Origin of the sequence: Pseudomonas sp. GM55 (assembly GCF_000282395.1) — a bacterium.
GTDB classification, from domain to species: Bacteria; Pseudomonadota; Gammaproteobacteria; order Pseudomonadales; family Pseudomonadaceae; genus Aquipseudomonas; species Aquipseudomonas fluorescens_CC.
The window spans coordinates 24613-46634 of the sequence record NZ_AKJJ01000032.1 but is presented as its reverse complement, the minus strand read 5'-3'; the positions used below and the strand labels follow the sequence as shown (position 1 = coordinate 46634).

General features: G+C 60.2%; 20 protein-coding genes and 1 tRNA gene. 14 read left to right on the top strand and 7 right to left on the bottom strand.

Annotated features, from left to right (window positions below):
* Window positions 1-19: 19 nt before the first annotated feature.
* Genes murI through hemA form a run of 5 tightly spaced genes read right to left on the bottom strand, consistent with a single transcriptional unit; the run spans window position 20 to window position 4752 of the window.
* Window positions 20-811 carry a glutamate racemase gene (gene murI / locus PMI31_RS05015; RefSeq protein ID WP_008016634.1) on the bottom strand — a complete coding sequence of 264 codons (792 nt, stop codon included), beginning with the start codon at window positions 809-811 and terminating at the stop codon, window positions 20-22.
* A complete protein-coding gene (locus PMI31_RS05010; protein ID WP_008016632.1) occupies window positions 804-1559 on the bottom strand; it encodes a molybdopterin-synthase adenylyltransferase MoeB in 756 nt (251 codons plus the stop codon). The genes murI and PMI31_RS05010 overlap by 8 nt, the downstream gene beginning before the upstream one ends.
* Window positions 1553-2383: a peptide chain release factor N(5)-glutamine methyltransferase gene (gene prmC, locus PMI31_RS05005; RefSeq protein ID WP_008016626.1), complete on the bottom strand. Its 831-nt coding sequence runs from the start codon at window positions 2381-2383 to the stop codon at window positions 1553-1555. Before prmC ends, PMI31_RS05010 begins: the two co-directional genes overlap by 7 nt.
* Window positions 2384-3466 (bottom strand): peptide chain release factor 1, encoded by a 1083-nt coding sequence (gene prfA, locus PMI31_RS05000; RefSeq protein ID WP_008016625.1) that lies wholly within the window; start codon window positions 3464-3466, stop codon window positions 2384-2386.
* Window positions 3463-4752 carry a glutamyl-tRNA reductase gene (gene hemA, locus PMI31_RS04995; protein WP_008016623.1) on the bottom strand — a complete coding sequence of 430 codons (1290 nt, stop codon included), beginning with the start codon at window positions 4750-4752 and terminating at the stop codon, window positions 3463-3465. The genes prfA and hemA overlap by 4 nt, the downstream gene beginning before the upstream one ends.
* Window positions 4753-5081: 329 nt before the next feature.
* On the opposite strand from hemA, the gene PMI31_RS04990 reads away from it, so the two are divergent.
* The 9 genes from PMI31_RS04990 to PMI31_RS04950 all read left to right on the top strand — a co-directional run bounded on the left by PMI31_RS04990 (window position 5082) and on the right by PMI31_RS04950 (window position 13172).
* Window positions 5082-6806, top strand: a complete 1725-nt coding sequence (locus PMI31_RS04990) for a tetratricopeptide repeat protein (RefSeq protein ID WP_008016621.1) — start codon at window positions 5082-5084, stop codon at window positions 6804-6806.
* 4 nt (window positions 6807-6810) lie between these two features.
* Entirely contained in the window at window positions 6811-7428 is a 618-nt protein-coding gene (lolB, locus tag PMI31_RS04985) for a lipoprotein insertase outer membrane protein LolB (protein WP_008016620.1), read from the top strand.
* A gap of 1 nt (window position 7429) precedes the next feature.
* Window positions 7430-8281 carry a 4-(cytidine 5'-diphospho)-2-C-methyl-D-erythritol kinase gene (ispE, locus tag PMI31_RS04980; RefSeq protein WP_008016619.1) on the top strand — a complete coding sequence of 284 codons (852 nt, stop codon included), beginning with the start codon at window positions 7430-7432 and terminating at the stop codon, window positions 8279-8281.
* 36 nt (window positions 8282-8317) lie between these two features.
* Window positions 8318-8392, top strand: a tRNA-Gln gene (locus PMI31_RS04975).
* A 46-nt stretch (window positions 8393-8438) separates the two neighbouring features.
* Complete coding sequence (locus PMI31_RS04970) at window positions 8439-9380, top strand: ribose-phosphate pyrophosphokinase (RefSeq protein ID WP_003171603.1); 942 nt, start codon at window positions 8439-8441, stop codon at window positions 9378-9380.
* 142 nt (window positions 9381-9522) lie between these two features.
* Window positions 9523-10122, top strand: a complete 600-nt coding sequence (locus PMI31_RS04965; RefSeq protein ID WP_008016617.1) for a 50S ribosomal protein L25/general stress protein Ctc — start codon at window positions 9523-9525, stop codon at window positions 10120-10122.
* A gap of 169 nt (window positions 10123-10291) precedes the next feature.
* Entirely contained in the window at window positions 10292-10876 is a 585-nt protein-coding gene (gene pth / locus PMI31_RS04960; protein ID WP_007973893.1) for an aminoacyl-tRNA hydrolase, read from the top strand.
* Between the two features lie 22 nt (window positions 10877-10898).
* Entirely contained in the window at window positions 10899-11999 is a 1101-nt protein-coding gene (gene ychF, locus PMI31_RS04955; RefSeq protein WP_008016614.1) for a redox-regulated ATPase YchF, read from the top strand.
* A gap of 159 nt (window positions 12000-12158) precedes the next feature.
* Window positions 12159-13172, top strand: a complete 1014-nt coding sequence (locus PMI31_RS04950) for a 1-aminocyclopropane-1-carboxylate deaminase (protein WP_008016613.1) — start codon at window positions 12159-12161, stop codon at window positions 13170-13172.
* 99 nt (window positions 13173-13271) lie between these two features.
* Here PMI31_RS04950 and PMI31_RS04945 read toward each other — a convergent pair whose 3' ends face one another.
* Window positions 13272-14489 (bottom strand): MFS transporter, encoded by a 1218-nt coding sequence (locus PMI31_RS04945; protein WP_008016611.1) that lies wholly within the window; start codon window positions 14487-14489, stop codon window positions 13272-13274.
* Between the two features lie 334 nt (window positions 14490-14823).
* On the opposite strand from PMI31_RS04945, the gene PMI31_RS04940 reads away from it, so the two are divergent.
* Window positions 14824-16881 carry a methyl-accepting chemotaxis protein gene (locus tag PMI31_RS04940; RefSeq protein WP_008016610.1) on the top strand — a complete coding sequence of 686 codons (2058 nt, stop codon included), beginning with the start codon at window positions 14824-14826 and terminating at the stop codon, window positions 16879-16881.
* Window positions 16882-16896: 15 nt separating this feature from the next.
* On the opposite strand, the gene PMI31_RS04935 is transcribed toward PMI31_RS04940, so the two are convergent.
* Entirely contained in the window at window positions 16897-17802 is a 906-nt protein-coding gene (locus PMI31_RS04935) for a LysR substrate-binding domain-containing protein (RefSeq protein ID WP_008016608.1), read from the bottom strand.
* 228 nt (window positions 17803-18030) lie between these two features.
* Between PMI31_RS04935 and PMI31_RS04930 the strand changes: the two genes are divergently transcribed.
* Genes PMI31_RS04930 through PMI31_RS04915 form a run of 4 tightly spaced genes read left to right on the top strand, consistent with a single transcriptional unit; the run spans window position 18031 to window position 21965 of the window.
* Window positions 18031-19149, top strand: a complete 1119-nt coding sequence (locus PMI31_RS04930; RefSeq protein WP_008016607.1) for an ABC transporter ATP-binding protein — start codon at window positions 18031-18033, stop codon at window positions 19147-19149.
* Window positions 19150-19164: 15 nt separating this feature from the next.
* Window positions 19165-20085 carry an ABC transporter permease gene (locus tag PMI31_RS04925; RefSeq protein ID WP_008016605.1) on the top strand — a complete coding sequence of 307 codons (921 nt, stop codon included), beginning with the start codon at window positions 19165-19167 and terminating at the stop codon, window positions 20083-20085.
* Window positions 20085-20891, top strand: a complete 807-nt coding sequence (locus PMI31_RS04920) for an ABC transporter permease (protein WP_008016604.1) — start codon at window positions 20085-20087, stop codon at window positions 20889-20891. The genes PMI31_RS04925 and PMI31_RS04920 overlap by 1 nt, the downstream gene beginning before the upstream one ends.
* Window positions 20892-20918: 27 nt before the next feature.
* On the top strand, window positions 20919-21965 hold the full coding sequence (locus PMI31_RS04915) for an ABC transporter substrate-binding protein (protein ID WP_008016603.1): 1047 nt from the start codon (window positions 20919-20921) through the stop codon (window positions 21963-21965).
* Window positions 21966-22022 lie beyond the last annotated feature (57 nt).

The window sequence follows — 22022 nt, the reverse complement described above, 5'->3', positions numbered from 1 at the left end:
TATTCCCCCGGTCAATCTTTTACCTGTTGAAGCTTCGCACAATGCCAGAGGTATTCCACAGTTTCGGCAAGATATTTCTGAAATGCAGCGGATCGGCGCTGGTCCAGAACTGCGCCTCACGGGCAGCCCCTTCGGCGAGCAGTTCGCTTTCGGCCAATAGCCGCTGGAGCTGCCGTGCGACGGCGGCACCGGTGTCGATCAGACTGATGTCCTCGGGGATCATCTGCCGGAGCATCGGCTTGAGAAAGGGATAATGGGTGCAGCCGAGAATCAGGGTGTCCGCGCCGGCGGCCAGCAGCGGCTGGACATACCTGGCCAACAGCTGACGCAGCTCGGGGCTACGCAGATCGCCGTTTTCAATCAGCTCCACCAGCCCGGGGCACGGCTGGGTAATCACTTTCACGTCCGTGGCGAAACGGTCGAGCAATGCGGCGAACTTGGCACTCTGCAAGGTGCCAGTGGTGGCCAGTACCCCCACCACGCCGGAGCGGGTTGCGGCAGCGGCCGGTTTGACTGCCGGCTCCATGCCGACGATGGGCCATTCGGGATAGTCGCGGCGCAAGTCGGCGACACCTGACACCGTTGCCGTGTTGCAGGCCAGCACCAGGGCCTTGGCGCCCTGTTGCTGAAAGAAATCGGCCATCACGCTGCAACGCTGCCGGATGAATTCCGGGGTTTTCTCGCCATAGGGAACATTCCCGCAATCGGCGACGTACATCAGCGTCTCGTTGGGCAACAAGCGCTGGATCTCGGCCAGCACCGAGAGCCCACCGACACCAGAGTCGAACACGCCGATTGGCGCCTCACGCATGTTTCGACCCACAGACGCTGCAACCCGGATCCCGCTTGACCCGCAATTCGCGAAAGCGCGTGCCCAAGGCATCGATCAATAACAGGCGCCCCACCAGCGGCTCACCGAATCCGGCCAGCAACTTCAGCGCTTCAAGCGCTTGCAGGCTGCCGACCAGCCCCACCAGCGGCCCGACCACCCCGGCTTCGCTGCACGTCAGTTCGGCTTCGCTGCCGTGCCCATACAAACAGTGGTAGCACGGGCTCTCGGGGCGACGCGGATCGAACACCGACAATTGCCCTTCGAGGCGAATCGCCGCGCCGCTGACCAGCGGTTTGCCGGCCGCCACGCAAGCGGCGTTGACCGCTTCACGGGTGGAGAAATTGTCCGAGCAATCGAGCACCAGATCCACCCCGGCCACCACGGCAGCCAGGGAATCTTCATCCAGCGCCGCACGATGGGCGATCAGTTGAATTTCAGGATTGATCGCACTCAGACGCTTGAGCGCCGAATCGACCTTCGTCATGCCGACGCTGTCGGTGTCGTGAATGATCTGGCGTTGCAGGTTAGTCAGGTCAACCGTATCGAAGTCCGCCAGATGCAACTCGCCGACCCCTGCGGCGGCGAGATACAGCGCCACCGGCGCACCGAGGCCACCGAGGCCGACGATCAATACGCGGCTGTCCTTGAGGCGCAACTGGCCGTCGATATCGATGTGTTGCAGCAGAATCTGCCGGCTGTAACGCAGCAACTCCTGATCATTCAGCACGGCAGGCGCCCCAGACTGATGCGTTGGTGACCGCCCAGATCGGTGCGGCTGTGAACTTCCTCAAAACCGCGGGTCAGCAACAAATCGCGGACCGCCTCGGCCTGATCATAACCATGCTCGAGCATCAGCCAACCGCCAGCGTCGAGATGGTCCGGTGCCTGGGCGACGATCAGACGCAGATCGTCGAGCCCGTCGACACCAGCCACCAGGGCGCTGGCCGGCTCAAAGCGCACATCGCCCTCGACCAGATGCGGATCGGCCGCTGCTATGTAGGGCGGATTGCTGATGATCAGTTGAAAACGCTGACCTTCCAGGGCGCTGAACCAATGGCTGCTCAGTACCTTGGCGTTGTTCAGGTGCAGGCGCTGACGATTGCGTTCGGCCAGGGCCACGGCTTCCAGCACGCGATCCACGGCAGTGACGTTCCAGGCCGGACGCTCGCTCGCCAGTGCCAAGGCAATCGCGCCGCTACCGGTGCCCAGGTCGAGGACCCTGGCCGGTGTGGCGGGCAACAACTCCAGCGCGGCTTCCACCAGCAGCTCGGTGTCCGGTCGCGGGATCAGCGTGTGCGGCGCCACTTCCAGATCCAGCTTCCAGAAACCTTGCTGGCCGAGGATATAGGCCACTGGCTCACCACTGCGGCGGCGCTGCAAATACTCGGCGAACGTCAGCGCCGCTTCGCTCGGCACGATGCGTTCCGGCCAGGTGTGCAGGAAACTGCGGGACTTGCCCAACGCCGCCGCCAGCAACAATTCGGCGTCCAGACGCGCCGTCGGCGAGTCGGGTAAATCGGCGGCACGCAACAAACTGGCAATGATCGTCATTTACTCACCTATCGCTGCCAGTTGATCAGCCTGGTACTCGGCCAGCAACGGCTCGATCACCGCCTCGACGCCGCCGGCAAGGATCTCGTCGAGGGAATACAGGGTCAGGTTGACCCGGTGGTCGGTGACCCGGCCCTGGGCAAAATTGTAGGTGCGGATGCGCTCGGAGCGATCACCGGAACCGACCAGCAACTTGCGCTCACTGGCGATGGCGTTGGCCGCGGCCGAGGTCTGCTGATCGTTCAGCTTGGCCGACAACCAGGACATCGCCCGGGCGCGGTTCTTGTGCTGTGAACGTTCTTCCTGGCATTCGACCACGATGCCGGACGGCAAGTGCGTGATACGGATCGCCGAGTCGGTCTTGTTGACGTGCTGGCCACCGGCGCCGGAGGAGCGATAGGTATCGATGCGCAGGTCGGCCGGGTTGATCTCGATGGCTTCCTGTTCGTCCGGCTCGGGCAATACCGCCACGGTACAGGCCGACGTGTGGATGCGGCCCTGGGATTCGGTCGCCGGCACCCGCTGCACGCGGTGGGCACCGGATTCGAATTTCAGCTTGCCGTAGACGTTGTCGCCTTCGACCCGGGCAATCACCTCTTTATAGCCGCCGTGTTCACCCTCGTTTTCCGAGAGGATTTCCACCCGCCAGCCACGACGCTCGGCATAACGCGAATACATGCGGAACAGGTCGCCGGAGAAAATCGCTGCCTCGTCGCCGCCGGTGCCGGCACGGATTTCGAGGAACACGTTGCGCCCGTCATTCGGATCCTTGGGCAGCAGCATGCGCTGCAGGTCGGCTTCGAGCGTGACCAGGCGCTCCTTGGCCTCGCGAACTTCTTCCACGGCCATTTCCCGCATGTCCGGGTCGCTGTCCTTGAGCAGAGCCTGGGCGCCTTCGAGGTCGGCCTGCACTTTCAGCAGCTGTTTATAGGCGTTCACGATCGGCTCAACTTCCGCGTACTCCTTGGAATAGGTGCGGAACTTGTTCTGATCGGAAATGACCTCGCCGTCGCCCAGCAAGGCGGTCAATTCCTCGAAACGGTCCTGGAGAATATCCAGCTTATTGAGCAGTGACGCTTTCATTGCGGTTTTTTATCCGAAAAGCTATCCGATGAGCCCTCACCGAGGGCAAAGAGTTCCTGGGCCATCGCCAGCGCATCCAGGCGACCTTCGGCAGAGAGCTTTTTCAACTGCACGCTCGGTGCGTGCAACAGTTTGTTGGTCAGCCCGCGAGCCAGTTGCACCAGCACCTCTTCGGCACTGGTGCCGTTGGCCAGCAGGCGCTGGGCCTTTTGCAATTCTTCGTCGCGCAGGCGCTCGCTCTGTTGACGATAAGCCTTGAGCACGTCCACCGCCGCCAATTCACGCAGGCGGACCATGAAGTCTTCGGCGCCGACCGAGACCATCTCTTCGGCGGCCTGGGCTGCGCCCTGGCGGCTCTTGAGGTTCTCGGCGACCACTTCGTGGAGATCGTCGACGCTATAGAGGTAAACATCGTCCAACTCGCCGACTTCTGGCTCGATGTCACGCGGAACAGCGATATCCACCATGAAGATCGGTTTGTGCTTGCGCAGTTTCAAGGCGCTTTCCACGGCGCCCTTGCCCAGAATCGGCAACTGGCTGGCGGTGGAACTGATGACGATATCGCTACGCACCAGCTCCGCCGGAATATCCGACAACAACACGGCATGGGCACCGAACTGTTCGGCCAGAATGCTGGCGCGCTCCAGGGTACGGTTGGCGACCACGATACGCTTTACACCGAGGTCATGCAGATGGCGGGCGACCAGGGTGATGGTCTCCCCGGCGCCGATCAACAAGGCCTGGCTGCGCTGCAAGTCGCTGAAAATCTGTTTCGCCAGGCTCACCGCGGCAAACGCCACCGATACCGGGTTCTCGCCGATGGCCGTGTCGGTGCGCACCTGCTTGGCCGCATTGAACGTGGCCTGGAACAGCCGCCCGAGCAATGGCCCGATGGTGCCGGCCTCGCGGGCCACGGCATAGGCCGACTTCATCTGGCCGAGAATCTGCGGTTCGCCCAACACCAGCGAGTCGAGCCCGGAAGCCACCCGCATCATGTGACGAACTGCCGCATCATCTTCATGCACATAGGCGCTTGCGCGCAGCTCGTCGAAGCTCAAATGATGATATTCGGCCAGCCAGTGCAGCACGACGTCCGCCGACAGGTGATCCTGTTCTATATAGAGTTCACTGCGATTGCAGGTGGAGAGGATCGCAGCTTCGCGGCTGTCGGTGAGTCGGCAGAGCTGCTGCAAGGCCTCAACCAGCTGCTCAGGGGTAAAAGCCACGCGCTCGCGGACGTCTACTGAAGCAGTCTTGTGGTTAATACCGAGTGCAAGGAAGGCCATTCAAAGTCGCTGATTGTGACGTGAAGCCGGTAATTGTCCTACTTCGACGGAGTCAGAACAACTACTCGATATCTATTGGCCCGGTAGGCGTCGTCGCATACTGAGAGCGGTTCTTGTTTCGCATCCCTTTGTAGGAGCTGGCTTGCCAGCGATGGACCGACAGGCGCCGCGTCTTTGCGGTTAAAACGCGTCATCGTTAACGACCATCGCTGGCAAGCCAGCTCCTACACAAGGACCCGGTGTACACGGGTAAATTGGCGGCTCGGTTATGTTTGGCCGAAAGCTTGTGTCATGATGATCTGACCGCAGGTTAGTCGTCCTCTTCCTATATGAATAGATCCTCCGCGTTGCTCCTCGCTCTTGTCTTCCTCAGCGGCTGCCAGGCCTTGGCACCCGTTTCGTCGGACGGTACGCCGCCGGTTGAAGACAGCACCCCGGCCCCTGAAAAGCCCAAGGTCTACAGCTCGTTCAGCGAGGAAACCATCTTCAGCCTGTTGAGCGCCGAACTGGCTGGCCAACGCAATCGTTTCGACATTGCGCTGGACAACTATGTGACTCAGGCCATCAACACCCAGGATCCGGGAATCTCCGAGCGGGCATTCCGTATCGCCGAATACCTGGGCGCCGATCAGGCAGCCCTGGATACCGCGCTGATCTGGGCCAGAAACGCCCCCGACGACCTCGAAGCGCAACGCGCCGCCGCCGTGCAACTGGCGCGCGCCGGGCGTTATGACGACTCCATGGCCTATATGGAGAAAGTCCTGCAAGGCAAGGGCGACACCCATTTCGACTTCCTCGCGCTGTCCGCGGCCGACACCGACCAGGACACCCGCAACGGCTTGATGAAAAGCTTCGACCGTTTGTTGCAGCGTCATCCGAACAACAGCCAGCTGATTTTCGGCAAGGCACTGCTGATGCAACAGGATGGCGACGCCAAAGGTGCGCTGACGCTGCTGGAAAACAATCCGCCGGATGACGGCGAAATCGCTCCGATCCTGCTGCGCGCACGCCTGCTGCAAACCCTCCATCGCGGTGACGAAGCCCTGCCACTGCTGCAGAAAAGCATCAAGAAATACCCGGACGACAAACGCCTGCGCCTGACTTACGCACGCATGCTGGTTGAACAGGACCGCATGGACGACGCCAAGGCCGAGTTCTCGAGCCTGGTCCAGCAATACCCGGAAGACGACGAACTGCGTTACTCCCTCGCGCTGGTCTGCCTGGAAGCCAAGGCCTGGAATGAGGCCAAGGGTTATCTCGAAGACTTGATCGCCCGGGAAAGCCATGTCGACTCGGCACACCTGAACCTCGGCCGCATCGCCGAAGAGCAAAACGACCCGCAAGGCGCGCTGATCGAATATGCCAAGGTTGGCCCGGGCAACGACTTCCTGCCGGCGCAATTGCGTCAGGCCGACATCCTGATCGACAACGGCAAAACCGCCGAAGCGCAACGCAAGCTGGCGGCAGAGCGCGATGAGCAGCCGGATTACGCCATCCAGTTGTACCTGATCGAAGCCGAAACCCTGTCCGCCAACAATCAGGGCGACAAGGCCTGGAATGTTCTGCAGCAGGCCTTGCAGAAATACCCGGACGACTTGAACCTGCTCTACACCCGCGCCATGCAGGCGGAAAAGCGCAATGACCTGGCGCAGATGGAAAAAGACCTGCGCATGATCATCAAGCGCGACCCGGACAATGCCATGGCGTTGAATGCCCTCGGCTACACCCTGTCCGACCGCACCACGCGCTACGCCGAAGCCAAGGCCCTGATCGAACAGGCGCACCAGATCAGTCCGGAAGACCCGGCGGTACTCGACAGCCTTGGCTGGGTGAATTACCGCATGGGCAACCTCGACGAAGCCGAGCGCCTGCTGCGTCAAGCCCTGGACCGCTTCCCCGATCAGGAGGTCGCCGCTCACCTGGGCGAAGTCCTGTGGGCCAACGGCAAACAGCGTGAAGCGAAACAAGTCTGGGGCAAGTTCCTCAAGGAACAGCCTGACAGCCCGACCTTGCGCGGCACCATCAAACGCCTGACCGGATCAGAGACCCTTTAGGATTATGTTTTTGCGCCATTTCATCGTTTTCAGTTTTATCGCCCTGCTCGCCGGTTGCGCAGGCCTGGGTCCACGCGAGTCGGTCGAGGGGCATGGCAATCCAGCCCAATGGCGTGAGCACAAACAGCAACTGACCGGCCTCGATGGCTGGCAAATCGACGGCAAGATCGGCATTCGCGCCCCGAAAGACTCGGGCAGTGGCACGCTGTTCTGGCTGCAACGCCAGGATTACTACGACATTCGCCTGTCCGGCCCGCTAGGCCGCGGCGCGGCTCGCCTGACCGGCCGGCCGGGCAAGGTGTCGCTGGAAGTCGCCAACCAGGGGCGTTACGACGCGCCGAATCCGGAAGTGCTGCTCGAAGAACAGCTTGGCTGGAAGCTGCCGGTGTCCAATCTGGCCTGGTGGGTCCGCGGGCTCCCGTCTCCAGACAGCAAAAGTCACCTGACACTGGATGCCGACAGCCGCCTGGCCAACCTCGAACAGGATGGCTGGCAGGTCGAATACACCGACTACACCCAGCAAAACGGTTACTGGCTGCCCGAGCGAATCAAGCTGCATGGCACCGACCTTGACGTCACACTGGTGATCAAGGCCTGGCAACCACGCAAATTGGGGTCATGAGATGCCAGCCAATCGCCTGACTTTGCCATCTCCGGCCAAACTCAACCTGATGTTGCACATTCTCGGTCGCCGTGAAGACGGCTACCACGAACTGCAAACGATGTTTCAGTTTCTCGATTACGGCGACGAAATCACCTACGCCCTGCGCGAAGACGGTGTCATTTGCCTGCACACCGAATTCGACGGCGTCCCCCACGACAGCAACCTGATCGTCAAGGCTGCGAAAAAACTCCAGGAACAGTCCGGGTGCACACTGGGTGTCGACATATGGATCGAAAAAATCCTGCCCATGGGCGGCGGCATTGGTGGCGGCAGTTCGAATGCCGCAACGACTTTGCTCGGCCTCAATCACCTGTGGCAATTGGGTTGGGATGAAGATCGCCTGGCTGGCCTGGGATTGACGCTGGGCGCCGACGTCCCGGTTTTCGTACGTGGCCACGCGGCTTTTGCCGAGGGCGTGGGGGAGAAACTGACCCCTGTCGACCCGGAAGAACCGTGGTATCTCGTGCTGGTGCCGCAAGTCTCTGTAAGTACGGCAGAAATTTTTTCAGATCCGTTGTTGACACGTAACACTCCTCCCATTAAAGTGCGCCCCGTTCCCAAGGGAAACAGTCGAAATGACTGCTTGCCGGTGGTAACAAGGCGTTATCCAGAGGTACGTAACGCTTTGAATTTGTTAGGTAAATTTACCGAAGCAAAACTCACCGGAACTGGAAGTTGTGTGTTTGGGGGCTTCCCAAGCAAAGCTGAAGCTGATAAAGTCTCGGCCCTTCTTACAGAGACCCTTACAGGGTTTGTAGCAAAAGGAAGCAACGTTTCGATGTTGCATCGCAAGCTACAGAGTCTGCTCTAAAGGAACCGATTACAGGGTAATCGTTGCAACAGATACAGGGGCGTCGCCAAGCGGTAAGGCAGCAGGTTTTGATCCTGCCATGCGTTGGTTCGAATCCAGCCGCCCCTGCCATTTTCCTATACTCATCCAGGTTACCCTCAGCCTTCAGGTACTGCGCGTGTCCAAGATGATGGTCTTTACGGGGAACGCTAACCCCGATCTGGCTCGGCGTGTCGTACGTCAGCTGCATATCCCTCTCGGTGACATCTCTGTCGGTAAGTTTTCCGACGGCGAAATTACAGCCGAGATCAATGAAAACGTCCGCGGTAAAGACGTCTTCATTATTCAGCCGACTTGCGCTCCGACCAACGATAACCTGATGGAACTGGTAGTGATGGCTGATGCCTTCCGCCGCTCCTCGGCTACTCGTATCACTGCTGTTATTCCTTACTTTGGTTATGCCCGTCAGGATCGCCGTCCGCGTTCCGCACGTGTGGCTATCAGCGCGAAAGTCGTGGCTGACATGCTTACCGTAGTCGGCATCGACCGTGTTCTCACGGTTGATCTGCATGCTGACCAAATCCAGGGTTTCTTCGATATTCCGGTAGATAACATCTACGGCTCCCCGGTTCTGGTGGATGACATCGAAGATCAGCGCTTCGAAAACCTGATGATCGTGTCCCCGGACATTGGTGGCGTCGTGCGTGCACGTGCCGTTGCCAAATCCCTGGGCGTGGATCTCGGGATCATCGACAAACGCCGTGAGAAAGCCAATCACTCTGAAGTGATGCATATCATCGGTGATGTCGAAGGGCGTACCTGTATTCTGGTCGATGACATGGTCGATACCGCCGGCACCCTGTGCCACGCGGCCAAGGCCCTGAAAGAGCATGGCGCTGCCAAGGTTTTCGCCTACTGCACGCACCCGGTGCTGTCGGGTCGGGCGATCGAAAACATTGAAAATTCCGTGCTGGACGAGTTGGTGGTGACTAACACCATTCCTCTGTCCGCTGCAGCACAAGCCTGTGCGCGTATCCGCCAACTGGATATCGCACCGGTAGTTGCCGAGGCGGTCCGCCGCATCAGCAATGAAGAATCGATCAGCGCGATGTTCCGCTAAGGGCCCTGCCCTTCTCGAAATGTCTCGTTGACGAAAAGCGCCCCGCCCCGGCATTCCTGTCGGGGCGGGGCTTTTTTGCCCATATCGCCTTTAGCGCTGGTCGCAAACGCTGGGGCGAGTGTGGTTATTTTGGAGATACAACATGAACGATTTTACTCTGAATGCTGAAGTGCGTTCCGACCTGGGGAAAGGTGCGAGCCGCCGCCTGCGTCGTCTCGCAAGCCTGGTTCCAGCTGTAGTTTACGGTGGCGACAAAGCCCCTGAATCCATCAGCATGCTGGCCAAAGAAGTTGCCAAACTGCTCGAAAACGAAGCGGCTTACAGCCACATCATCGAGCTGAACGTTGGTGGCACCAAGCAGAACGTCGTGATCAAAGCCCTGCAACGTCACCCGGCCAAAGGCCACGTGATGCACGCTGACTTCGTACGCGTAGTCGCTGGCCAGAAACTGACCGCTATCGTTCCAGTGCACTTCATCAACGAAGAAGCACCGACCAAGAAAGGCGGCGAAATCTCCCACGTTGTTGGCGAGATCGAAGTTTCCTGCCTGCCGAAAGATCTGCCTGAGTTCATCGAAGTCGACCTGGCTAACGCTGAAATCGGTTCGATCATTCACCTGTCCGACCTCAAAGCTCCTAAAGGCGTTGAGTTCGTGGCCCTGGCACACGGCGATGACAAGGCTGTTGCCAACGTCCACGCTCCACGTGTTGCTCCAGAAGCTGCAGAAGGCGCTGCAGAGTAATTTTACTCTGTACGCCGGAGTGACCGGAAACATCGCGGACTAGAGCGTAGCGAGAAAGCGGGCGAGAACGCGGAGTTTACATCATGGTAAATGAGCAATTTTCGTCCACTTTCGCCGCACTCCCTGATTGCGGCGATGTTATCCACCACTCCAATGAAGGGCCCCTATCGTGACTGCCATCAAACTGATCGTTGGCCTGGGAAATCCAGGCGCTGAATACGAACAGACCCGGCATAACGCAGGGGCCCTTTTTGTTGAGCGCATCGCGAACGCACAAGGCGTGAACCTTGTGGCGGACCGCAAATATTTCGGCCTGACCGGGCGCTATTCGCATCAGGGTCAGGATGTTCGTCTGCTGATTCCCACCACGTACATGAACCGCAGCGGCCAGGCCGTGGCGGCCCTTGCAGGTTTCTTCCGCATCAAGCCTGAAGAAATCCTCGTGGCACACGACGAACTCGATCTGCCTCCGGGCGTTGCCAAACTCAAAGTGGGCGGCGGCCATGGCGGTCACAACGGGTTGCGCGACATCATTGCGCAACTGGGCAATCAGAACACTTTCCACCGCCTGCGGCTTGGCATCGGTCACCCGGGCGTCGCCAGCATGGTTTCAAATTTCGTCCTGGGTCGTGCGCCACGCGCCGAACAGGAAAAACTCGATGCCAGCATCGACTTTGCCCTCGGCGTGCTGCCGGATATCCTCGCCGGTGAATGGAACCGCGCGATGAAAAACCTGCACAGCCAGAAGGCCTGACTTTTACCCGAGGGGAAACACCATGGGATTCAATTGCGGCATCGTCGGCCTGCCTAACGTCGGCAAGTCCACCCTGTTCAACGCCCTGACCAAATCCGGGATCGCGGCCGAGAACTTCCCCTTCTGCACCATCGAGCCGAACAGCGGTATCGTGCCGATGCCGGATCCGCGCCTGCAAGCCCTGGCGGAAATCGTCAATCCAAAGCGCATCCTGCCGACCACCATGGAATTCGTCGACATCGCGGGCCTGGTTGCCGGTGCGTCGAAAGGCGAAGGCCTGGGCAACAAGTTCCTGGCCAACATCCGTGAGACCGATGCCATCGCCCACGTGGTCCGCTGCTTCGAAGACGAGAACGTGATTCACGTCTCCAACAGCGTCGACCCGAAACGCGACATCGAAATCATCGACCTGGAACTGATCTTCGCCGACCTCGACAGCTGCGAGAAGCAACTGCAGAAAGTCGCGCGCAACGCCAAGGGCGGTGACAAGGACGCTGTGGTCCAGAAAGGCCTGCTGGAGCAACTGATCGCTCACTTCACCGAAGGCAAGCCGGCGCGCAGCCTGATGAAAAACATGGGCACCGACGAGAAAGCGGTGATCAAGGGCTTCCACCTGCTGACCACCAAACCGGTCATGTACATCGCCAACGTCGCTGAAGACGGTTTCGAAAACAACCCGCACCTGGATGTGGTCAAGGCCATCGCCGAAGAAGAAGGCGCCGTGGTTGTTCCGGTGTGCAACAAGATCGAAGCGGAAATCGCCGAGCTCGATGACGGCGAAGAGAAAGACATGTTCCTCGAAGCCCTGGGCCTCGAAGAGCCTGGCCTGAACCGCGTGATCCGCGCCGGCTACGAAATGCTGCACCTGCAGACCTACTTCACCGCCGGTGTCGAAGAAGTCCGCGCCTGGACCGTCCGCGTCGGTGCCACCGCACCACAAGCCGCTGGCGTGATCCACACCGACTTCGAAAAAGGCTTCATCCGCGCCGAAGTGATCGCCTACAACGACTTCATCCAGTACAAGGGCGAAGCCGGTACCAAGGAAGCCGGTAAATGGCGTCTGGAAGGCAAGGATTACATCGTCAAAGACGGCGACGTGATGCACTTCCGCTTCAACGTGTAACGGTGACCGTGGATTTACACGGAACCCGATAGACTGAAAATCCCCGTAATCACTCGCTGATACGGGGATTTTGCTTTTTGGGATCGTGGTAGCGCGCAGCCCTCTCCACATGTGCTCTGCTAGACTGAAAACGGCTCATCCGTGATCTGGAGAACCGTCATGCTGGAGAAATTTGAACGCTATCCACTCATGTTCGGCCCTACGCCGATAGAGAAACTGAATCGCCTATCGGCGTATCTCGGGGGCAATGTCGAGCTCTATGCCAAACGAGAGGATTGCAACTCCGGACTCGCGTTTGGCGGTAACAAGATCCGAAAGCTGGAATACATTATTCCCGATGCCATTGCCTCGCAGGCAGATACGCTGGTGTCCATCGGTGGCGTCCAGTCAAACCACACGCGCCAGGTCGCGGCTGTGGCTGCCAAACTCGGTATGAAGTGCCGTCTCGTTCAAGAAAGCTGGGTTCCGTTCCCGGATGCGGTCTATGACCGAGTTGGGAATATCCTGATGAGCCGCGTGCTGGGAGCCGAAATTGAATTCGTCGACGAAGGTTTCGATATCGGCATCCGCGAGAGCTGGGAGCGGGCGCTGGAAGATGTTAAGGCGAAAGGAGGCAAACCGTATGCCATTCCCGCCGGCGCTTCTGTGCACAAATTTGGAGGTCTCGGCTATGTCGGCTTCGCCGAAGAAGTACGCGAACAAGAGACCAGGATGGGGATCAGGTTTGATTACATAATCGTCTGCACTGTGACCGGCTCCACGCATGCAGGCATGTTGGTGGGATTTGCCAAGGATGGTCGTGCCCGCAATGTGATTGGTATCGACGCCTCCGCCACACCTGAACAAACCAGGGCACAAGTGCTGGCCATTGCCCAGCAAACGGCCAGACTTATTGGGCTTGGCCAGGAAATCACAGCTGACGATGTTGTCCTTAAAGAAGAATATGCCTATCCGGCCTACGGCATCCCATCAGAAGAAACCAATGCAGCCATCCGATTGTGCGCTCGCATGGAAGGCATGATGACGGACCCGGTATACGAGGGAAAATCCATGCAAGGCCTCATTGATCTCGTCCGCCAGGGGTTTTTCCCGAATGGGTCGAAGGTGCTTTATGCACATCTCGGTGGTGTACCGGCGATTAACGCGTACAGCTATATCTATCGAAACGGCTGAATTTTTAGAGGGTCCTGAAACCGGCGTAAACCATATTCAGGACGCAACACGACGGAAATTTCAGCCACACCACCGCACTCACACTCGATGGGTGTTGGTTCAGGCTTTTTGGGTTCTGGGCAGGAAGATCGCCAACACCCCAAACAGCGGCAGGAACGAACACAGGTAGTACACGTACTCAATGCCGTGCATGTCCGCCAGATGGCCCAGCAACGCCGCGCCAATCCCGCCGAAGCCGAACATCAGGCCGAAGAACACGCCGGCAATCATCCCGACATTGCCCGGCACCAGTTCCTGGGCGTACACCACGATGGCCGAGAACGCCGAGGCGAGAATGAAGCCGATGACCACGCTGAGAATGCTGGTCCAGAACAGGTCGACATGCGGCAGCAGCAAGGTGAACGGCGCAACGCCGAGGATCGAAAACCAGATCACCGCCTTACGCCCGATCCTGTCGCCGATCGGTCCGCCAAAGAATGTCCCCGCCGCTACCGCGCCGAGAAACAGGAACAGGTGCAACTGCGAACTGGCGACCGACAGGTCGAATTTCTCGATCAGGTAGAAGGTGAAGTAGCTGGTGAGGCTGGACATGTAGAAATACTTGGAGAACACCAGCAACCCGAGCACGACCAGCGCGCTGATCACTCGCCCCCTGGACAGGCCGTGAGTCGCCGCTTGACCCTGCTTGAGCTTGAACAGGTTCAAGTGGTTGGCGTACCAGCGGCTGATGCGGTAGAGCACGAACAGCGCAAATACCGCGAACAGGCCGAACCACGCCACCTGCCCTTGACCGTAGGGAATGATGATCGCCGCCGCCAGTAACGGACCGAACGCCGAGCCTGCGTTCCCCCCGACCTGGAAGGTCGATTGCGCCAGCCCGAAGCGCCCGCCCGAAGCCAGGCGCGCCACGCGGGACGCTTCGGGGTGGAAGGTCGAAGAACCGATACCGATCAAGCCCGCCGCCAGCAGAATCAGCGGGAAGCTGCCGACTACCGACATCATCAGAATCCCGATCAAGGTACAGACCGTACCCGCCGGCAGCAGCCACGGCTTGGGATGGCGGTCGGTGTAGTAACCGACCCACGGCTGCAACAGCGAGGCCGTCAACTGGAACGTCAGGGTGATCAGGCCGACCTGGGTGAAGGTCAGGCCATAGTTGGCCTTGAGCATCGGATAGATCGACGGCAGTACCGACTGGATCAGGTCGTTGATCAAATGCGCCAGCGCCACAGCGCCGATGATGCGCATCACCAGGGGACTGCTTTGGGGCGTAGCGGACGCCGGCACTGAACCGGTCTGGGCGTTGCTGATAGCCATGGGGTTTTCCGTACAACAGGTGGGTGCAAACGGGCAGGTGCGCCAATGTGCCATTTTTCAGTGCAGCAACGCCATCCCCTTAGCCTGCTAACGACTTCGATTTTCATCGCTACAACGTTGATGGCGCAAAGCCATGGTCTGAATCTTGCCTTGCTTGTCTGCTTGAACGCGGCTTCCTTACAAAGGAGGCCGACAATGGGAAGTTTCGCCACAGAGTCAGCCTACAGAGCGGACAAGGGTGAACTTTCGAGGCCTTTTTAGAGGGCACGAGTCGGCGGTGCAACAACCTCCGACGCACGCCAATGGTGCGTGGTGCCCAGAGGAGTCATGGGGCATGCAGGCTTTTTTATCACCGGGGATCGGGTTGCTGGGGCGTTTCGGCTTTGCACGCAAATTCCAGCTGTTGTTTCTGCTGTTTATCCTGCCGCTGGCTGGCAGCCTGTGGATGATCGGCCAGGACTATCGCGACAAACTCAGCCTGATCTCCGGCGAACGTGCCGGGGTGCGGCAACTGCTTGCGCTTGATGCGCTGGATGACCTGCTCGCCGCACAGCGTGATCGCGCCGCCCGGTGGCGCGCCACGGAAACCAATCGCCAACCAACACCCGCCACCCTCGCTGCAATGGCTGCGTTCGATGCGGCTCAACCCGCCGTCAGCCAGGCCACTTCCGAGTTGGGCAACGCCCTGCAAAAAGAAGGTGCCGAGGGTGAAACGCTGTCGCGTTATCAGGCCCTGAAAACAGCCCTTGATGGCCTCGACTCAAAAAGCCTGAGCAATGTCGGCTGGTGGCCGGATGGCTACGATCGCTTCACCAACGCCTTGAGCACCCTGCAAGCCTTGCGCGAGCAGATCGCCATGGACAACCGCCTGACGCTGGCACCGTGGCTGGAAACCTACTTGTTGACGCAGATCTCCACCCAACATGCGCCGGACCTGATCGAACGCGTCGGTCGCCTGGCGGCGGTGGGCCAGGCGTCGGTAGTGTCCGGGCAATTCACCCTGCAAAGCCGCCTGCAGCTGCGCGACTTGCGCAGCCGCATCGGCGATGCGCGCGAGCAGCTGGTGAAAACCGCAGGCCTGCTCGAAGCGCGCCTGCCTGGCGCCCTGCAAACCTGGGCCGGGCAATACCACGACAGCCTCAAGCACCTGGACGCCGGCCTGAAGGTGCTGGATGACGGCGTTTTCGGCGGCAGCATCAACCTCAAGCCGGAGGACTTCGAACGCAGTCTCGACGCCCTGCTCTCGGACCTCGCCTCGTTGCGCCAGCAGTCGCTGGTGTCGCTGGATCAACGCCTTGATTACTACCACGGCTCGGCGATCCGCCAGTTCATGGTGGTGGCTGCCGTGTTGGGTTGCCTGCTGTTGGCCGCGCTGTATCTGTTCATCTGTTTGCAGGCCTCGATCCGCCGCAGCGCCAGCGGCATCACGGTACTGGCCGAGGCCTTGCGCGATGGCAATCTGAGCCTGCAAGTAGCGGTTCAAGGGCGGGACGAACTGGCGGCCATCAGCACCGCGCTGAACGTCGCCGTGGTGCAACTGCGCACCAGCCTGCAAGGGGTGGATCACGAAACCCTGCAATTGAGCCACGCGGTGCAAACCCTCAACCATCACGCCAGCGACGCCTTGGGCGAAGTCGAAGCCCAGCAGTTGCAGATCAGCCAGATTGCCGCGGCGGCGACGCAACTGGCCGCCACCTCACAAGGGGTGGCCCACAGTTGCGAACAGGCCTCCGGTAGCGCCCAGCACACCCGGCGCATTGCCGCCGACAGCAGCCGGGACAGCCAGCGCACCACCGCGAGCATCCAGCAACTCAACCAACGTCTGAATGAAACCGCAGCGGCGCTGGGCCGGGTCAGCGAGCAGGGACAGCAGATCCAACTGGTGGTCGACACCATTCGTGGCGTCGCCGAACAGACCAACCTGTTGGCACTCAACGCCGCGATCGAGGCGGCTCGGGCGGGCGAGCAAGGGCGCGGCTTTGCGGTGGTGGCCGATGAGGTGCGCAGTCTGTCGCAACGTACGCAATCTTCGACCGCGCAGATTGCCGGCACAGTCGATAGCTTGCGCAACACGGTGAACGAAGCCGTGAGCCTGATGGAAGCGGCCTGTGGTCAGGCACAATCCGATGCGCAGGCAGTAACAGGCCTGGGTGAGCGGCTCGGGGAGATCGCCAGTGCGGTGCAAAGTGTCACCGATACCCTGGCGCAAATCGCTACGGCGGTGGAGGAACAGGCCAGCACCGCCGACGAGGTCAGCGGCAATATCCAGCAGGTCGATCAAGCGGCGGTACGCTTGCTCGAAGGTGCACGCGCGGTGAACCAGGCAGCGGACACCTTGAGCCACGGCAGCAAGGCCCTCAGCGACAACACCGGGCGCTTCCGCTTGAGTTGAGTCCGGCAGCGCTGCTCAGACGCGGATCACCGCCTCCGGGAAGTCCTGCTCCAGCTCGGTCTTGAGCCAGTCGATAAACCACGCCACGTCCGCCGAGAGCTCGGCGGACGGCGTGAGCACCCGATAGCTTTCCAGCTTCACTTGCGCGTCCACCACCCGCACCAACTTGCCGCTATGGAGTTCGTCGCGCACCAGCACTTCGTTGGCCAGGGCAATGCCCTGCCCGCTCTCGGCCACCGACAACGCGTGGTCGTTGTTGACGTAGAGCATGTCCGAATTGAGGTGCATGTCGAGGTCGTTGGCGGCGAACCACAGGTTCCACCACTCGCCGTCATCGACGTGGATCAGGTTGTGTTTCACCAGATCCGCGGGGCTGTCGATGGGCTCGACGCTGGCCAGATATTCGGGGGAACAGATCGGAAACACCCGAGGACAAATCAGGCTGGTGCGGGAGTGGGCATACTGGCCATCCAACCCATAGACGATGCCCAGGTCAGCGCTTTTGCCATCCACTTCGGTGAAGGTCGAATTGGGTTCGATGGCGAATTTCAAACCCGGACGCAGGTGGCGCATGACCTCGATGCGCGGCATCAGCCAGCGCTTGGCGAACCCCGGCACCACCATGATGCGCAGCCAGCGCTCGGCGTGTTTGGGCTGCGCCTCTTTTCCGGCTTCGATGATCAGTTGCAGGGCGGCGCTGATCTTGCGGTGGTACTTCTCCCCTGCCGCCGTCAGGTTGACCCCGCGCGAGGTGCGCTCGAACAGTTGGATGCCCAGCCAGTCTTCCAGCAACTTAACGTGACGGCCGATGGCCGGCTGGGTCACGTGCAGGGCCTTGGAGGCTTCGACATAGCTGCCCAACCGGGCCGCGGCATCAAAGGCGCGCACCGCGTTGAGCGGCGGCAAACGGTGGTCAGGCATGGCTTGTGGACGCCTTTGGCTGTTAAATTATTTAACAGCCACTATGTTAAAATTGAAGTTTCGCCCCCGCAACCCCTCGCTGATAATCGAGCCACAGCAGAACAAAAAAACAGCTGGTTACAACACCCGAACGCAATCTCGATCCTGCCCAGAAAAATAATATCCATGGCCCGACGGCACAGCTGTTTTCAGCACGCGCGCAGGCGATGGGGGAATCGGAGGTAACGCATGAATGCCCTGCATTCGCTGCAAACGCTGGCGGTGTCCATCCGCTCAGTGCGCAAAGTCTACGGTGATCCACACACCGGTCCGGTGGCGCTCAAAAGCATCGACCTGGACATTCGCGACAACGAGTTCTTCACCCTTCTCGGCCCTTCGGGCTGCGGCAAAACCACGCTCCTGCGGATGATCGCCGGGTTCGAATTCCCTACCGAAGGCGAGATTCTGCTCTACGGCGAAAACATCGCCGACCGCCCGCCCTTCCAGCGCCCGGTCAATACGGTGTTCCAGCATTACGCACTGTTCCCGCACATGACCATCGCCGAGAACCTGGCCTTCGGCCTGGAATCCCACCCGATGGGCAAAGTCCTGAACAAAACGCAAATGGCCGAACGGGTGCGCGAGATGCTCGCCCTGGTACAGATGGAACGCTTCGCCAACCGCAAGCCGGCGCAACTTTCCGGCGGTCAGCAACAGCGCGTCGCCCTCGCTCGCGCACTGGCACCACATCCCAAGGTCTTGCTGCTCGACGAACCGCTCTCGGCCCTGGACCTCAAGCTGCGCCAGGCCATGCGCGAAGAGCTGAAAACCATTCAGGCGCGCACCGGCATCACCTTCATCTTCGTCACCCACGACCAGGAAGAAGCCCTGACCATGTCCGACCGCATCGCCGTGTTGTCCGAAGGCGAAGTGCAGCAGGTCGGCCGCCCGGAAGACATCTACGAACGTCCGCGCAATCGCTTTGTCGCGGACTTCATCGGTGAAACCAACTTCATCGAAGGCACGGTCACCCGCGTCGAAAATGGCCTGGCCTGGTTCGCCGGCCCGGCCGGTCACCCGCTGCCTGCGCAGCCGTGCAGCGATGTGCGGGTCGGTGCCAACGTCGCGTTGTCGGTGCGCCCCGAGCGTTTGCATCTGGTGCAGGGCAATACCGATGGTGCCTTGCCGTGCCGGATCGAAGCGCAGATCTACCTCGGCACTGACCTGCAATACCAGGTCAGCCTGAGCGACGGCTCGCGCCTCACCGTGCGTACCCCCAACTGCGTCGACCAGAGCAAACGCTTCGCAGCAGGAAGCCAGGCCGGCCTGTTGTTTGACCAGGGTAGCGCCAGCGTCCTGCACGATTGAGCACGAGGAATTGCCATGCACGCTTTACCGATTGCCAATGCCCTGGAACGTCGGCGGGCTTTCCAGAGCTTTCTCGGTGTCAGCCCCGCGCTGATCGCCATCGGCCTGTTTCTGATCGTGCCGATCCTGATCGTCATCGGTTACTCGCTGATGGAAGCCAACCCCTACGGCGGGGTGAACAAGGTGTTCAGCAGCGACGCCTACACCTCGCTGCTGTTCGAACGGCAACTGGATGACAGCCTGGCCTTCGCCGACTCCTACCTGATCATCGCCTTGCGCTCCATCGGCATCGCCGGGCTGACCACCGTCATTACCCTGCTGATCGGCTTTCCGGTCGCTGTATGGCTGGCCATGCAACCGGCTCATCGCCGAGGCCTGCTGATCTTTCTGATCACCGTGCCGTTCTGGGCCAACCTGTTGATCCGCACCTATGCGTGGATTCTGCTGCTGCGCAACACCGGGGTGATCAACAACAGCCTGATGGGCCTGGGGGTCATCGATCAGCCGTTGCAACTGCTCTACACCGACGGCGCGGTGTTGCTGGGGCTGGTCTACACCTACGCACCCTTCGTCGTGCTGCCGATCTACGCCACCCTGGAAAAAATGGACATCCGCCTGCTCGAGGCCGCCCAGGACCTCTACGCCGGGCGCGTACGGACCTTGCGCAAGGTGGTGTTGCCGATCGCCAAACCGGGAATTCTCGCCGGCGCCATCCTCACCTTCGTGCCTTGCCTCGGAGCGATGATCGCCCCGGAACTGCTTGGCGGCGGCACGCGAATGATGCTCGGCAACCTGATCTTCCGGCAGTTCAGCGATGCCCGTAACTGGCCCTTCGGTGCGGCCCTGTCGCTGGTGCTGATGGCCGCGGTGATGTTGGTTCTGACGGTCTATGCCCTGCGTGCCGAACGCCAGCGCATCGCCAAAGGGGGTGCGTGATGATCGGCCTGTTCAAACGCAATACGCTGGGTGTGCAGGACTTCCCCGGTTTCGGCGGTTTCAGTTTCCTGTTCTACCTGTATCTCTACGCGCCGATCGTGGTGCTGGTGGCGTTCTCGTTCAACGCCAATCAGTCGGCAACGGTATGGACCGGGTTCAGCCTCGACTGGTATCGCGCTGCATTCGCCAACCAGGCCCTGCGCCAGGCAGCCGGCAACAGCCTGTTGATCGCGGTCTGCGCCAGCATGGTCGCCACGGCCATCGCCACCCTCGCCGCCCTCGGCACGTCACGGGGTGCGAAATTCAAAGGCCTGCAACTGTCCATGGGCGCAATCATGCTGCCCCTGGTATTGCCGGAAATCGTGGTCGGCGTTGCCACCCTCGCGCTGTTTTCCACCATCGGTCTGTCCCTGGGCTACGGCAACCTGATCATCGCTCACACGGTGTTCTGCATTCCGTTTGCCTTTCTGCCGATACGGGCACGCCTGAACGACATGGACCTGTCCCTCGAACAAGCCTCGGCCGACCTCTATGCCGGCCCGTGGCGGACTTTCCGCAAGGTCACGCTGCCGCTGCTGATGCCGGGGATTTTCTCCGGACTGATGCTGGCCTTCATCGTCTCGCTGGATAACTTCGTGATCTCGATGATGGTCTCCCAGGCCGGCACCACGACCCTGCCGATCTTCATCTTCGGCCTGTTGCGCATGGGCGTGACACCCGACGTCAACGCCGTGTCGACCCTGATCCTGGGCGTCTCGGTGCTGTTCGTGACCCTTTCCTATCTGCTGGGCAAAAAGAAATCCTGAACCTTCTACGTACTGTGGGGAAATAGCATGAGCAAGTGGATTAAAAGCATCGGCACTTCGTTGTTCCTGACTTTGCCGCTGACCATGGCCGGCAGCGTTCAGGCCGCGGAAAAACTCAATGTGGTGAGCTGGAGCGGCTACTTTTCGCCGGAGATCCTCGCCAAGTTCCAGAAGCAGACCGGCATTGAAGTCACCGTCGACTCCTACGACTCCAACGAAACCTTGCTGGCCAAATTGAAACAGGGCGGTGCCGGTTATGACGTGGCGATCCCGTCCCACCAGTTCGTGCCGATCCTGATCCAGGAAAAACTGCTGGAGCGTTTCGACCCGGTCAACGAGCCCTACTACGCCAGCGTCGTCGACAACCTGAAAAAACCCACCTGGGACCCGGAAGGCGCCTACTCCGTGCCGTTCATCTGGGGCACCACCAGCGTGGTGCTCAACACCGAGCGCTACAAGGGCCCTGCCAACAGTCTCAAGGTGCTTTACGAGCCGCCGACCGAACTGCAAGGGCGAATCAACATGTTCGACTCGGTCAGTGATGTGGTGGACATGGCCAGCCTGTACTTGAACATTCCGCTGTGCAGTGAAGATCCGAAGCAGATGCAGCAGATTCTGACCCTGCTCAAGGCGCAAAAACCGTTCGTCAAAACCTACAGCTCCAAGGCCGGTTCGATCCGCGAAAACCTGGCGTCCGGTGAGATCGACATGTCGACTTTCTGGGGTGGTTCATCGATGCGCGCCCGGGAAATGAAACCGAGCCTGAACTACCTGTACCCGAAAGAAGGCGTACTGGCCTGGGTCGACAACATGGTCATCCCGACCGGCAGCAAGAATCCGGCGAACGCCAAGGCCTTCATTGCCTTCCTCAGCCAGCCTGAAAACGCGGCGATGACCCAGAACTTCCTCAAGCACCAGAGCCCGATCAAGGGCGTGGAGCCGTTCCTCGACGCAGGCCTCAAGGATGCGCCGGAACTGCACATCCCCGCAGGCACTCCGGTGGTGTTCAGCAAGACCTGCGGCGAAGGTGCGATCCGCCTGGCCGACCGTCTCTGGACCAACCTGATGCGTTGATCGCTACCGCCCCGACGCAATGGCGGGGCGTTTTTCCAGCCGTCTGAAAGGCCGCTT

Coding starts and splice junctions, on each gene's coding strand:
- murI (WP_008016634.1), bottom strand. CDS start 811: ATGCGTGAGGCGCCAATCGGCGTGTTCGACTCTGGTGTCGGTGGGCTC.
- prmC (WP_008016626.1), bottom strand. CDS start 2,383: ATGACGATCATTGCCAGTTTGTTGCGTGCCGCCGATTTACCCGACTCG.
- prfA (WP_008016625.1), bottom strand. CDS start 3,466: ATGAAAGCGTCACTGCTCAATAAGCTGGATATTCTCCAGGACCGTTTC.
- hemA (WP_008016623.1), bottom strand. CDS start 4,752: ATGGCCTTCCTTGCACTCGGTATTAACCACAAGACTGCTTCAGTAGAC.
- PMI31_RS04990 (WP_008016621.1), top strand. CDS start 5,082: ATGAATAGATCCTCCGCGTTGCTCCTCGCTCTTGTCTTCCTCAGCGGC.
- lolB (WP_008016620.1), top strand. CDS start 6,811: ATGTTTTTGCGCCATTTCATCGTTTTCAGTTTTATCGCCCTGCTCGCC.
- ispE (WP_008016619.1), top strand. CDS start 7,430: ATGCCAGCCAATCGCCTGACTTTGCCATCTCCGGCCAAACTCAACCTG.
- PMI31_RS04965 (WP_008016617.1), top strand. CDS start 9,523: ATGAACGATTTTACTCTGAATGCTGAAGTGCGTTCCGACCTGGGGAAA.
- ychF (WP_008016614.1), top strand. CDS start 10,899: ATGGGATTCAATTGCGGCATCGTCGGCCTGCCTAACGTCGGCAAGTCC.
- PMI31_RS04950 (WP_008016613.1), top strand. CDS start 12,159: ATGCTGGAGAAATTTGAACGCTATCCACTCATGTTCGGCCCTACGCCG.
- PMI31_RS04945 (WP_008016611.1), bottom strand. CDS start 14,489: ATGGCTATCAGCAACGCCCAGACCGGTTCAGTGCCGGCGTCCGCTACG.
- PMI31_RS04940 (WP_008016610.1), top strand. CDS start 14,824: ATGCAGGCTTTTTTATCACCGGGGATCGGGTTGCTGGGGCGTTTCGGC.
- PMI31_RS04935 (WP_008016608.1), bottom strand. CDS start 17,802: ATGCCTGACCACCGTTTGCCGCCGCTCAACGCGGTGCGCGCCTTTGAT.
- PMI31_RS04930 (WP_008016607.1), top strand. CDS start 18,031: ATGAATGCCCTGCATTCGCTGCAAACGCTGGCGGTGTCCATCCGCTCA.
- PMI31_RS04925 (WP_008016605.1), top strand. CDS start 19,165: ATGCACGCTTTACCGATTGCCAATGCCCTGGAACGTCGGCGGGCTTTC.
- PMI31_RS04920 (WP_008016604.1), top strand. CDS start 20,085: ATGATCGGCCTGTTCAAACGCAATACGCTGGGTGTGCAGGACTTCCCC.
- PMI31_RS04915 (WP_008016603.1), top strand. CDS start 20,919: ATGAGCAAGTGGATTAAAAGCATCGGCACTTCGTTGTTCCTGACTTTG.